Origin of the sequence: Enterococcus sp. C50 (genome assembly GCF_040887505.1) — a bacterium.
GTDB lineage: Bacteria > Bacillota > Bacilli > Lactobacillales > Enterococcaceae > Enterococcus_B > Enterococcus_B thailandicus.
On record NZ_JBFOFW010000001.1, the window covers coordinates 552857 to 565536 of the forward strand.

Sequence of the window (12680 nt, forward strand, 5' to 3'; positions counted from 1 at the left end):
AAACAGCTCCATCATTCAAAAATTATTCTGCTGAAGAGTTGTCGCCTTCAACGACATCAACGATTTCTTCGATTGATGTTGCATTGTTTTCTGCTACAAAATCTTCTTCAACCACTTGGTCTTCACCTTGGTTTCCTTCGATAAATGCATCAGCCATTTTTGAAGTGATCAATTTAACGGCACGAATTGCATCGTCGTTTGAAGGGATTACTACGTCGATTTCATCTGGATCGCAGTTTGTATCAACCATAGCTACGATTGGGATATTTAATTTATGAGCTTCTTGAACAGCAATACGTTCTTTACGAGGGTCAACGATGTACATTACATCTGGGATTCTTGGCATATCAGCGATACCACCTAAGAATTTTTCAAGACGTTCGCGCTCTTTGTTCAAACCAGCAACTTCTTTTTTAGGTAGAACTTCAAAAGTTCCATCAGCTTCCATTGCATTGATTTGTTTCAAGCGGCTAATACGTTTTTGGATTGTATCCCAGTTAGTTAAAGTTCCACCTAACCAACGGTGGTTTACAAAGTATTGACCTGCACGAGTTGCTTCTTCTTTGATTGCTTCTTGTGCTTGTTTTTTAGTACCTACGAATAATGCTACGCCGCCTTCTTCAGCAACGTTTTTCATGTAGTCATAAGCTGCATCTACTAATTTAACTGTTTTTTGTAAGTCAATAATGTAGATACCGTTTCTTTCTGTGAAGATATATTTCTTCATTTTTGGGTTCCAGCGACGTGTTTGGTGACCAAAGTGTACGCCGGCTTCTAGTAATTGTTTCATAGAAATTACTGCCATTTTGTGTTTCCTCCAATTAGGTTTTTTATTTTCCTCTTCTTGTCTTCAAACTTGCCAGCAAACTTTTGCAAGCACCTACTGACAATCCAACAAAAATGTGGATTTATTGATGCAAAAAGCATCCTTAGTTATTATACAGATAAATTTTACCTATAGCAATAAGAAAAAGAGTTTTCTGCTCAACATTCATTAGTTTAACGGAACAATTTGTTTTTTTCAAGTAAAATTCTTATTTTCACTTGAATTTTCTGTTCTCCATCTTCTCTAACTCTTTTGATTCAAAAAAGAAAATGCGGGTGGGCAATTTTAACTTTTTTTGTTATGATACGGATGAAATCTTTTGTAAAGGAGAAAACGATGCGAAAAGCCGACCGACATTTATTGATTAAACAAATTATTGAAGAGTTTCCCATTCGAACACAAGAAGATTTATTAACTAGATTAGGTGACTATCAGGTAACTGCAACGCAAGCAACAATTTCTCGCGACATCCGTGATTTGAAAATCGTTAAGGTACCTGATGCTGATGGTCTTCCCCGTTTTGTTTTATTTCATGGTGAAGACGATGACGAAACAAAAAATGAAGAAGAACAACGCTTAATTCGGATGATTGAAGAAATCGTACTAAAAGTCGAACGTGTCCACTTTTTGACAATTATCGGTACTTTACCAGACAATGCGCATTTATTTGCTTCCATTTTAGATGATATCAAGCCACCACACATGCTCAGCACGATTGCCGGATTTGACACGGTCATCGTCCTTTCTGAATCAGAAGAAGATGCAAAAAAAATTGAACTGTATTTTAAAGAGCACTTATTACATTGATAACTATAAAATAAAAAAAGCAACAGACTTCAAACTTTTCATTTGAGTCTGCTGCTTTTTATTTTTGTCTTTAACTAAACGGAATCCGTTTCAATTACATTTTGTCTGGTGCGTGTAAACCAAGTAAACGTAAATCTTCTTTTAATAGAACAGCTACTGCATAAACTAATGCTAAACGAGATTCTTTTTGACCATCATCAGCCAAAATCTTTGTATGTGCATAGTATTTGTTAAATGCTTGAGCTAATTTGATTGCATGTTTTGCAATAATTGAAGGCTCATATTTTTCACCAGCAGATAAAACAGTTTCTGGATATTTTTGAACCAACTTGATTACTTCCCAACTGCTATCATCATTTAGTGCATAATGTGCATCAGCTGATGGAACAAAGTTTGCTTTTTCTAGCAAGCTCATTGCACGAGCATGTGTGTATTGAACGTACGGACCTGTTTCACCTTCGAAACGTACAACCTCTTCTAAGTTGAAGTCAAATGTATTCAAACGATCATTTTTCAAATCATGGAAAATTACTGCACCAACCCCAACTTGTTTGGCAACAATGTCTTTGTTTTCCAAGTCTGGATTTTTTTCACTGATTTGTTCTTTTGCAGAATCGATTGCTTCGTTTAATACTTCTTCAAGTAAAACGATTTTCCCTTTACGTGTTGATAATTTTTTACCACCTTGAGTGATCAAGCCAAATGGGATGTGGTGCATTTCATCTGACCAGTCAAAACCAAGTTCTTTCAAGACAGCTTTTAATTGTTTGAAGTGATAACTTTGTTCATTCCCAACAACATATAGTGATTGGGCAAAATCATACGTACGTTTGCGGTAAAGTGCCGCAGCTAAGTCACGAGTGATATACAGTGTCGCGCCATCTGATTTTTTGATCAAAGCAGGATTTAAATCGTAACTAGCTAAATCAACGATTTCTGCACCTTTGTCTTCTTTTAATAGGTGTTTTTCTTCTAAAAGTTCAACGACTTCGTCCATCTTATCGTTATAAAATGCCTCACCGTTCAATGAATCAAAACGAACTTCTAATAAATCATAGATTTTATTGAATTCTTTCATTGATTCATCACGGAACCATTGCCATAATTCAATAGCTTCTGTGTCGCCTTCTTCTAAGCGTTTAAACCATGAACGTGCTTCATCATTTAATTCTGGCTCAGTTTCAGCTATTTCATGGAACTTCACGTAAAGACGCAACAATTCATTGATTGGCTCAGCTTTGACTGCTTCTTCTGACCCCCACTTTTTATAGGCAACGATCAATTTACCAAATTGAGTTCCCCAGTCACCTAAGTGATTGATTCGAATGGGTTGATACCCAATTTTTTCTAAAATAAACCCAATGGAGTTTCCAATAACTGTTGAACGTAGATGTCCCATTGAGATTGGTTTTGCAATATTTGGTGAGGACATGTCGATTGGTACTGTACCTTGATTGCCAATTGTGCTATCACCATAATGTGCTTGTTGTTCAACTACTGCTTCAAGTACAGCTTGACTGATTGCTTCTTTGTTCATAAAGAAGTTTAAATAAGGTCCAACAACTTCAATTTTTTCAAAGTTTTCTGGTGCAATTTTTTCAGCTAAATCTGCTGCAATCTGTTGTGGTGCTTTACGGTAGATTTTCGCCAATGAAAAAGCTGGAAAAGCGACGTCACCATGATCCGCTGATTTTGGATTTTCTAATAATTGTTGTACTTGTTCAAGTGTCAAGTCGTCTTTCACTACATCATAAACGGCTTTTGCAACTAAGTCTTTGTTATTCATCTAAGTTCCTCCTAAATTTTCCATGATTGTTGAAGACAATAAAAAAAGTCCCTAGCAATCACAATCACTGTGATTACTAGAGACGAGATTACCCGCGGTACCACTCCAGTTGTCTTATACATCAAGACCTACTCAATCTGCTATCGGTAGATGACCGTCCGCTTTGATTAACTCAAAGACAGAAATTCTCCAAGTGCGCTTCGTTGTGTCTTCTTCATTCGGCTCCCACCAATCATCCGAACTCGCTCAGCAAGAATCAGCACAAGTACTCTCTTGTTCAACAAATCATAAAAGTATTAAACTGCTTTGAATTATAGCAGAAAAAAACATTTCTGGCTAGCTCCTTTATAAAAAAAACTGCCCAGATGGTCTAAAGGAGAAGAAACTCCACCTGGGCAAGAATAGCTATAAATCATTTCGTTTACACGAAAGACTTAACAAATTAATCAGCAACAACAATCGTTCCTTCTTCAGAAGCTAGTAAGTTTTCAATGTTTTCTAAAGAAGTGATGATTGCTTTTGCATTTGGTCGAGCTTCTACAAATTGAATAGCTGCTTCAACTTTTGGCAGCATGCTACCAGGAGCAAATTGATCTTCACTGATATATTGTTTCATTTCTGAAATAGTTACAGTTTCCAATTTCTTTTGGTCCGGTTTTTGATAGTTCACATAAACATTGTCCACACCAGTTAAAACAATCAATAAATCGGCATCAATGATTTCTGCCAATTTTTCTGAAGCAAAGTCTTTATCGATTACCGCTTCGCGACCTTCTAAACCAGTGGCTGTTTCAACTACCGGAATACCACCGCCACCAACAGAAACAGTAACTACGCCTTGATCAACCAATGCTTCAATTACACGTGCTTCTTTGATTGAAATTGGTTTTGGCGAAGCAACTACTTTACGCCAACCACGACCAGCATCTTCCTTAAACGTTACGTTTGAATCTGCTTTCATTTGTGCAGTAGCTTCCTCTTCTGAATAGAACGGACCAATTGGTTTTGTTGGGTTTTTGAAAGACGGATCGTTTTCATCTACGATAACTTGCGTGACTAAAGATACAACATCTTTATCAATTCCTTTTTGTTTCAATACTTCACCCATTGCATTTTGTAACCAATAACCAATAGAACCTTCAGTCATTGCAACACAAGTGTCTAATGGCATCGCTGGTGTTTTTTCAGAATCAGCTGCTTGTTGTTGGATCAATAAGTTACCGACTTGTGGACCATTCCCATGAGAAATAATCAACTCGTCACCTTGTTCAATAAATTTTACTAAGTATTTTGCTGTTTCCATCAATGCTTCTTGTTGTGCTTTTGCACTTGCATCAGTTGATAAAATTGCGTTACCGCCTAAAGCGACAACAACTTTTCGATTTGCCATATTATTCGCCCTTTCTTCAGACAATGTTAATCAATGACAAAACGAGGCAGCAAGTACTTGCGTCCTCTGCCTCGTTTTGTACATGAGATGAATGTGGTTTATTAAACGCGAGGGATAAACAAGTTGCCTAATGTTGCAGCCATAATTGCTTTAATTGAGTGCATACGGTTTTCAGCTTGTTCAAATTGACGTGCATATTTGCTGCGGAAGACTTCATCAGTTACTTCCATTTCAGTAATACCGAAGCGTTCTTTCATTTGTTCACCATACACAGTGTTTGTGTCATGGAATGCTGGTAAGCAATGCAAGAAGATCAAGCGATCTGTGTTATGTGTTTTTTCAACCATTTCCATGTTGATTTGGTAAGGTTTCAACAATTTGATACGTTCTTCAAATTTGTCTTCTTCACCCATTGATACCCATACGTCTGAATAAAGTACGTCAACGCCGTCAACACCTTTATCAACATCGTCAGTAATCATTAGTTTTGCACCTGATTTAGCTGCAAAGCCTTCTGCTAATTTCACGATTTCTTCTTCTGGTTGTAGTTCTTTTGGTGCAACGATACGCATATTTGTTCCTAGAATAGCACCAGTTACTAATAATGAGTTTGCCATGTTGTTACGGCCATCACCACAGTAAGCAACAGTGATTCCTTCAACTTTTCCGAAGTTTTCTTGGATGGTTAAGAAATCGGCGATCATTTGTGTTGGATGCCATTCGTCAGTTAAACCATTCCAAACTGGAACACCTGAGAATTCAGCAAGTTCTTCAACCATTTTTTGGCTGAAGCCACGGAATTCAATACCGTCAAACATACTACCCAAGACTTTAGCTGTATCTTCTGTTGATTCTTTTTTACCTAATTGGATATCATTTGCACCTAAGTATTCTGGATGAGCGCCTAAGTCAACAGCTGCAGTTGTAAAAGCTGCACGTGTACGTGTAGAAGTTTTTTCAAATAATAAGGCAATGTTTTTGCCTTCTAAATAATGATGTGGAATTCCACGTTTTTTCAAATCTTTTAAATGTTGAGAGAAATCAATTAAATATTGTAACTCTTCTTTAGTAAAATCTTTTTCTGCTAATAAGCTTCTTCCTTGAAATACTGATTCTTTCATAATAAAACATTCTCCTTTAGTTTGTTTTTATAATTTAAGACGGAATTTCATTGATTTAAGAGGAAATTCCAGCGACAGCTGACAGTAGAGTAGGACCGTCGCTGGAATACTCAAACTTATTTCAAATCTTCACGTACAAGCGGTTGGCTCATGCAACGTGGACCACCACGGCCACGAGACAATTCACTTGAATTGATTTCCAACACTTTGATGCCGTAGCTTCTTAGTAATTCATTTGATACATAGTTACGGTTATAAGTGACAACCACACCTGGTGCAATAGCTAAAGTATTTGAGCCATCATTCCATTGTTCACGTGGAGCAACGATTGCATCGCCATTACCAGTTGGGATCAAGACTAGATCATCTAATCCTAAAGCATCTTTCAATGTTGCATGTAGATCATCAGAATGAGTGATCTTGATGTCATCACCATCTGGAACGATTGTAAAGACATCGATTTTTCCGTTTTTACTTTGAATAGCTGGATGAATTGTGAATTTATCATAGTCAACCATGGTAAACACTGTATCCAAATGCATCATGGCACGATTATTCGGAATCTTGATTGCTAGCACTTTTTCAAATCCTGAATTTTTAGCAAATAAGCGACGTGCCATTGTTTCCAAAGCTTTCGCGTTGGTTCTTTGTGAAATCCCTACTGCGACAACTTTGTCACTTAAGACTAATTCATCTCCGCCTTCAATGTGTTCAGTAGTATCACGATCTAACCAAACTTCAACACCTTTATTTGCAAAGCGTGGGTGATGGTTCAAAATATATTCCGTGAACATTGACTCACGACGACGTGCTTCAAAAGTCATACGGTTTACAGTCATCCCATTTCCGATTGATGCGGATGGATCTCTTGTAAAGTATAGGTTTGGCATTGGATCCATGTAGAATGGATATTCATCGTCTGCTGACAAGTCGTACAAACTGTTTGAACGAACTTCGATGTCTTTCGTACGAACACCTGCCATAATTTTATCTACCATTTCTTGTGTTTCCATTGATAGAAGGAACTCATGAAGACCATCTCTCACAGCATTTGATGCAATGTGCGATTCGTCTAACATTTTGTTTAGGAATTGCTCTTTCACATTGCCTGCATCAATTGCTTCTGCAGCGAGTTTTTCTAAATAAAGTGTTTCAACGCCTTCATTTTGTAACGTCTTAGCAAATAAGTCATGTTCCTCTTGAGCAATCGGAAGATACGGAATGTCATCAAATAATAGACGGTCCATAATATCTGGTGTCAAGTTTTCAACTTCCTGTCCAGGCCGTTTTAATAAAACGGTTTTTAACTTCCCTATTTCAGAGAAAACGTGAATTGGTTTATCCATGTTGTGTTGCCTCCTTCGTTTTGATTACATGTATAGAATATCGTCATTTTGTAACCCTTTTCATAATTTCTTTGCATTCAAAACGAGAGATTCTTCACGTTAATATTCCGTTATTAAATAATTAAACGTTTTTCTTCATTTTATTAAGTTTTATTCATTCTTTACAGACAAAAACACTCGAAAAAAAATATTTATTCATGAAAAAAATATTTCTGAATATAAAAAAATTATTGAATTAATAGCGTTGTTAGCGTTTACTTATGTATTAATTGCATTTTTTATGCAATATATTATAAACAAATCGCCTAATATTCATTTAAGCTGATTATTAATGAATATTTTTTCTTTAATAACAAAAAATTTTTTTACTCTACCAAAACTGCTTATAATTATCGTTATTTCTTTATCTTTACAAATCAAGTGAAAAACGGGACAATAGTAGTAGTGAAGAAATAAGGAGAGAGGTTTGACATGCGAATAACTAAAATTGATTACCATTTTTCCAAGTTAAGATACCAACCAGACTTCATGCATTTTACTGACGAAGAATTTCAATTGATTAAGGAACATACCGTCCTTCGTTCCTACAAAAAGGGCCAAATCCTTTTTGATGAAGGCGACGAGCGTCAACGCTTTTATATTTTAACGAAAGGACTCGTTCGTCTTGAACGCTATGATGAAAGTGCCACTTATTACTATTATGACTATGTAAATGCAAACACATTATTTCCTATGGCGGGAATTTTTGAAGCACAAGCTTACGCTTACACCGCACAAGCAATGACGGATATTGATACCTTTTACTTACCTGTTAGCTTTTATGAAAAACTTGCGCGAAATAATTCTGAACAATTGATTGCACTTATCCATAAAATTTCAAAAGTTGTCGAGATGCACGAATTACGAATTCAAATTGGATTAACTTCCAGCGCCTTTGATCGAGTGAAGCAAAATTTATTTATTTTAAAAGAAGAACTTGGTGTTCCAACAGAAGATGGACACATTTGTATCCCCTACCCAATCACTTTAAAAGAGTTAGCTGTTAATAGCGGAACTACCAGAGAAACTGCTGGACAAGTCATCAAACAATTACGTGACAGCGGGTTACTTGATTATCGAAAAAAACAATTTACCTTTTGCAAAACAGCTGTAACTCCTGCATTGCGAGATGCTAATGAGTAAAAGAAAAAAGGAGATGCGACAAAATGTCGCATCTCCTTTTTTCTAATAAGCGGTATTTTCAAAGAAACTTCTTCAGTAATAAGTCCTCTTTTCACAAAAATATGGAAAGCTGTTTTTAGAAAAGATTCCTTATTACTTAAAGCTAAACGTTTTGCGCCATAGGCTTATCCTCAGTGTTCAAGAAATAACTTCTTCAAAATAAGTCCAACTTACTCAAAAATTCGAGAAACAATTTCTGGTAATTTATCCTTATTTATTCGAGCGGGGCATTTCCTCTACAAACTCTTCTTTACCTAGCAAGCCGTTTTTACAAAACCAAGCTAGGATTTGCATTCAATTGCAAATCAGCAGCGGTTCCCTTTTGCCGTTCAACATGGGCTGCTGCCCCAATCATCGCTGCATTATCCCCACATAAACGCAGTGGTGGGATAATCAATTCAACTTCTGGCAATTCTTTCGCTAAAGCTGTCGCTAATCCTTCACGAAGCCCTTGATTAGCAGCAACGCCCCCAGCAACAACTAATTGTTTCACTGGAAATTCTTTACATGCTCGTAATGTTTTGGTCACTAGCACTTCAACAACACTTGCTTGAAAGCTAGCCGCTAAGTCATTTTTATCTAGCTCTTCCCCACGCTGTTCTGCATTATGAACTAAGTTGATGAACGCACTTTTCAATCCACTAAAACTAAAATCATAGTTTGCTTCATGGATCATCGCCCTTGGAAAATGATAATTATCTTTTCCATGATGCGCTAATTCATCAATTTCTTTTCCACTTGGATAACTTAATCCGAGGACGCGTCCAACTTTATCATACGCTTCACCAGCTGCATCATCCCGTGTTTCCCCAATAATTTCATAAGAACCATCTTCTTGCATATAAACCAGTTCCGTATGCCCACCACTAACTAGCAAGGCGATTAGCGGAAATTTAAACGGTTTAACAAAGCGTGCAGCATAGATATGACCTGCCATGTGATTAACGGGGACCAAAGGTAAGTTATTTGCCCATGCAAATGCTTTAGCAGCAGAAATACCAATTAATAAAGAACCAACTAATCCTGGTCCGTAAGTAACTGCGACCGCTGAAAGTTCAGCTACTGTTACCTCCGCTTCAGCCAAAGCTTCATCTATACAAAGTGTGATTTGTTCTACGTGGTGTCTACTAGCAACTTCTGGTACAACGCCACCAAATCGTTTATGACTATTTATTTGTGATGCGACAATATTCGACAAGATTTTCGTGCCATTTTCTACAACAGCAACACTTGTTTCGTCACAACTTGATTCAATCGCAAGAATCAATTCTCTATTCATTTCATCGTCTCCGTCTTTAACTTGGTACTCATAATAAAGGCATCTTCTACCGGTTGTTGGTAATAAGATTTACGAATACCCAATACTCGAAATTTTTCTGATTCATACAGACATTTTGCCCGTTCATTTGATTTACGAACTTCTAGAAAAACTTGAAACACATCATTTGCTTTTTCTTGCTGAATTAATGCTTTCAGTAATTGTCGTGCATGACCTTTTCCTTGTGAGGTTAAATTTACTGCAATATTGGTAATTTCAACTTCATCAACCACACGGCTAAAACCTAAGAAGCCAACGATTTCGTTTGCTTCAATCGCTATCAAATAATCTGTATGAGGTTGCTGTAAATCTGTTAAAAATTGTGTTTTTGTCCATGGTGAACCGTGTGTATATGCCTGATTACTAATCAACCAGAGTTTTTCTGCCAAGTCATTGTAATCAAATGCTGCTTTTTGATAAATCAACATTCTTCACTCTTTTTCTAAAATTTTTACCATATCTAAGGCATCTTCATTGTTTTCAGTATAATACCCTTTTTTGATGGTTCTTGATTGAAAGCCCAGCTTTCGGTACAACTTTTGCGCATCACGATTGCCTACGCGAACTTCTAACGAAAGAGTCTCACAGCGATTCATTATAGCAAACTTTTCTATTTCGTCAATTAAGAACGAGCCAATGCTTTTTCGCTGATAGCGAGACATCAAGGCGATATTTGTAATATGACAATCTGTTCCAATGATTCGTGAACCGATAAATCCCACTAATTCCTCATTAATAAAGACGCCCAGATACAAGTGAACCAAAGGAGAACGAAATTCAGATAAAAATGCACTCCGCGTCCAAGGTAGTTCACCAAGGTAAACTTCTCGCTCGACTGTCAACAAATCTTTGATGTCTGCTGTCGTCAATTGGCGTATTTGATAGGTATCTTGATTTACTTCTAGCTCTTTAGCAGGATAAAAAGACGATTCTCGGAACAAATGTTTCGTTATTTGCTTAAATTTTTTCAACATAGCTTTCGGCTCCAGGCGTATGAGTTTCTAGCCATTTTTCTTCAGCTTCTACCTTTTTCAAATACCGTGGTAAGAATGCTTGAACATCAGAGACAGGGACAGCTTGTGCTCCTAAATTTGCCAGCACAGTTCCATTTGGGATATCCCATTGAGGAATCAAATTGATTGTTACTTCTGGTAAAACTTCGTTTAATTCTGTTTCAAATTTTTGGCAATCACTACCAACAAAATAAATTGATTGTTCAAGTGTTTTTAATTCTGTGAGTAGATCGACTAATGAGGAATGCTTGTCTTCAATCAATGTTTCTAGCTGATTTTCTTTCCATTGATAGGCGCCCGCATAAACATTTTTACGTCTCGCATCAAAGAGTGGCACAATCACACCTTCCACATTCACACAGTTAGCTGCGACTGTTTTCAAACTAGAGATACCTACCAATTCTTTCTTTAGTGTATAGGCTAAAGTTTTCGCAGTCGTCACGCCTATTCTTAGACCAGTGTATGAACCTGGTCCGTCAGAAACTGCGATACGATCAATCGCTGATGGCTCCAATTGTAGATCTGCAAATAATTGATCAATTGCTGGCATCAACGTAATGCTATGGTTTCGTTTGATGTTCGTTTGAATTTGTCCAAGAACTACATCGTTCTCCACGACACCTATAGCCAAAGTTTGGTTTGCTGTATCAATTCCTAATGTAATCATGTTTTGATTCCTTTCCATTAACTATCGTTTCTTATTGTAGCACATTTTTAGCGGAAACCTAATCTGAGATAACAACAAAAAAACTAGCGTAGCCTCATAAGAACCATAAGCAATGTCGTCTGATACAAGCATTGCTTGATAAGTAGGTTCTTACAAAAATTCCGCTAGTTTTGATCGGTATCATTTCACTTGATTGTTACGCTGATTCTCGCACAATCAAGTCTGTACCAACAACGATTTTTCTTGGAACGGGAGCTTCTGTCTGGATCAATTGTAAAATCGTTTCAACAGCAATCTCCCCTAACCATTCAGTGTAAACTTTTATCGTTGATAATGCAGGTGTCACATATTTAGCTACGCTGCTGTCATTAAATCCGATAACTGCAATATCCTTAGGCACACGATAGCCACTCTCTTGAATCGCTTTTAATGCACCAATTGCTAATGCATCGTTTGCTGCAAATAGAGCATCTGGCTTTTCACTTGTTTCGGCTAAAAATTGTTTGATTGCTGAGTAACCTGCCTCAACCGAAAAATCAGCTTCGATTATGGCAAAGGGTTCTTGTTGCTCACTAACCATGATTTGTTCAAAAGCAAGTCTTCTTGGATCATTCAACAATTGCCGATTTTTTTTTGTATATTCTTTCCCCGTTAACATTGCGATTTTTTTAGCATTTAATGACAAAAAGTAATCAACAACTTTTTGGACACTTGAAAAAAAATCGACAGTTAATGAGTCAATCCCAACTGCGGTCCCATCAGAATCAACTAAAAGTAATTTTGGTTGAGATTTTTCTAACTCTGCCAGTTGCTGCAAGTCGAACTTTCCGACAGCAATCGTTCCGTCAACTTCACGTTCGCTAATGGAATCCCAAGTTTCCTTTAGCAAATCAACATTCAACTCTTCCGCTTTCTTCTCAATCCCAAGACGAATGGCTAAATAATATAAATCTTCGAGCTCTTCACTTTCATTATGCCATTGAATCAATCGCAAAGTTGCTTGATTAGCTGGAAGGTTTTTTTTATGTTTCGTATAGTTTAACTGTTCGGCTGCCTCGAAAACTTTCTGTTTAGTTGCTAAGCCTACGGAAAGTTCCGAATCATAATTCAATACTCTTGAAACAGTCGCAGGAGAAACACCTGCTAGCTGCGCGATATCTTTAATTGTTGCCATGATGTTTCCTC

General features: G+C 37.0%; 12 protein-coding genes. 2 read left to right on the forward strand and 10 right to left on the reverse strand.

What is annotated here, in order from left to right; genetic code table 11:
* Nucleotides 1-22: 22 nt before the first annotated feature.
* The gene (gene rpsB / locus AB3I20_RS02395; protein WP_067484207.1) at nt 23-805 is read right to left on the reverse strand and encodes a 30S ribosomal protein S2; all 783 of its coding nucleotides are present in this window, start codon (nt 803-805) and stop codon (nt 23-25) included.
* Between the two features lie 357 nt (nt 806-1162).
* Here rpsB and AB3I20_RS02400 point away from each other — a divergent pair, with 357 nt between their 5' ends.
* Nucleotides 1163-1633 (forward strand): arginine repressor, encoded by a 471-nt coding sequence (locus AB3I20_RS02400; RefSeq protein ID WP_067484205.1) that lies wholly within the window; start codon nt 1163-1165, stop codon nt 1631-1633.
* A 94-nt stretch (nt 1634-1727) separates the two neighbouring features.
* On the opposite strand, the gene argS is transcribed toward AB3I20_RS02400, so the two are convergent.
* From argS to arcA, 4 genes are all read right to left on the reverse strand, one after another.
* Nucleotides 1728-3419 (reverse strand): arginine--tRNA ligase, encoded by a 1692-nt coding sequence (argS, locus tag AB3I20_RS02405; protein WP_368026888.1) that lies wholly within the window; start codon nt 3417-3419, stop codon nt 1728-1730.
* A gap of 442 nt (nt 3420-3861) precedes the next feature.
* Nucleotides 3862-4809, reverse strand: a complete 948-nt coding sequence (arcC, locus tag AB3I20_RS02410) for a carbamate kinase (RefSeq protein WP_067484201.1) — start codon at nt 4807-4809, stop codon at nt 3862-3864.
* Between the two features lie 101 nt (nt 4810-4910).
* Nucleotides 4911-5930: an ornithine carbamoyltransferase gene (argF, locus tag AB3I20_RS02415; protein WP_067484199.1), complete on the reverse strand. Its 1020-nt coding sequence runs from the start codon at nt 5928-5930 to the stop codon at nt 4911-4913.
* Nucleotides 5931-6046: 116 nt separating this feature from the next.
* Nucleotides 6047-7276, reverse strand: coding sequence for an arginine deiminase (arcA, locus tag AB3I20_RS02420; protein WP_067484197.1), 1230 nt, complete (start codon nt 7274-7276; stop codon nt 6047-6049).
* A gap of 471 nt (nt 7277-7747) precedes the next feature.
* On the opposite strand from arcA, the gene AB3I20_RS02425 reads away from it, so the two are divergent.
* Entirely contained in the window at nt 7748-8458 is a 711-nt protein-coding gene (locus AB3I20_RS02425; protein WP_067484195.1) for a Crp/Fnr family transcriptional regulator, read from the forward strand.
* Between the two features lie 307 nt (nt 8459-8765).
* Here AB3I20_RS02425 and tsaD read toward each other — a convergent pair whose 3' ends face one another.
* From tsaD to AB3I20_RS02450, 5 genes are all read right to left on the reverse strand, one after another.
* Entirely contained in the window at nt 8766-9776 is a 1011-nt protein-coding gene (gene tsaD / locus AB3I20_RS02430; protein WP_368026889.1) for a tRNA (adenosine(37)-N6)-threonylcarbamoyltransferase complex transferase subunit TsaD, read from the reverse strand.
* A complete protein-coding gene (gene rimI / locus AB3I20_RS02435; protein ID WP_067484420.1) occupies nt 9773-10240 on the reverse strand; it encodes a ribosomal protein S18-alanine N-acetyltransferase in 468 nt (155 codons plus the stop codon). Before rimI (AB3I20_RS02435) ends, tsaD begins: the two co-directional genes overlap by 4 nt.
* A gap of 6 nt (nt 10241-10246) precedes the next feature.
* Nucleotides 10247-10789 (reverse strand): ribosomal protein S18-alanine N-acetyltransferase, encoded by a 543-nt coding sequence (rimI, locus tag AB3I20_RS02440; RefSeq protein ID WP_368026890.1) that lies wholly within the window; start codon nt 10787-10789, stop codon nt 10247-10249.
* Nucleotides 10773-11495 carry a tRNA (adenosine(37)-N6)-threonylcarbamoyltransferase complex dimerization subunit type 1 TsaB gene (gene tsaB, locus AB3I20_RS02445; protein WP_368026891.1) on the reverse strand — a complete coding sequence of 241 codons (723 nt, stop codon included), beginning with the start codon at nt 11493-11495 and terminating at the stop codon, nt 10773-10775. Before tsaB ends, rimI (AB3I20_RS02440) begins: the two co-directional genes overlap by 17 nt.
* 196 nt (nt 11496-11691) lie before the next feature.
* Nucleotides 11692-12669, reverse strand: a complete 978-nt coding sequence (locus AB3I20_RS02450) for a LacI family DNA-binding transcriptional regulator (protein WP_067484187.1) — start codon at nt 12667-12669, stop codon at nt 11692-11694.
* Nucleotides 12670-12680 lie beyond the last annotated feature (11 nt).

Coding starts and splice junctions, on each gene's coding strand:
- tsaD (WP_368026889.1), bottom strand. CDS start 9,776: ATGAATAGAGAATTGATTCTTGCGATTGAATCAAGTTGTGACGAAACA.
- tsaB (WP_368026891.1), bottom strand. CDS start 11,495: ATGATTACATTAGGAATTGATACAGCAAACCAAACTTTGGCTATAGGT.
- AB3I20_RS02425 (WP_067484195.1), top strand. CDS start 7,748: ATGCGAATAACTAAAATTGATTACCATTTTTCCAAGTTAAGATACCAA.
- argS (WP_368026888.1), bottom strand. CDS start 3,419: ATGAATAACAAAGACTTAGTTGCAAAAGCCGTTTATGATGTAGTGAAA.
- rpsB (WP_067484207.1), bottom strand. CDS start 805: ATGGCAGTAATTTCTATGAAACAATTACTAGAAGCCGGCGTACACTTT.
- argF (WP_067484199.1), bottom strand. CDS start 5,930: ATGAAAGAATCAGTATTTCAAGGAAGAAGCTTATTAGCAGAAAAAGAT.
- arcC (WP_067484201.1), bottom strand. CDS start 4,809: ATGGCAAATCGAAAAGTTGTTGTCGCTTTAGGCGGTAACGCAATTTTA.
- rimI (WP_368026890.1), bottom strand. CDS start 10,789: ATGTTGAAAAAATTTAAGCAAATAACGAAACATTTGTTCCGAGAATCG.
- AB3I20_RS02400 (WP_067484205.1), top strand. CDS start 1,163: ATGCGAAAAGCCGACCGACATTTATTGATTAAACAAATTATTGAAGAG.
- AB3I20_RS02450 (WP_067484187.1), bottom strand. CDS start 12,669: ATGGCAACAATTAAAGATATCGCGCAGCTAGCAGGTGTTTCTCCTGCG.
- arcA (WP_067484197.1), bottom strand. CDS start 7,276: ATGGATAAACCAATTCACGTTTTCTCTGAAATAGGGAAGTTAAAAACC.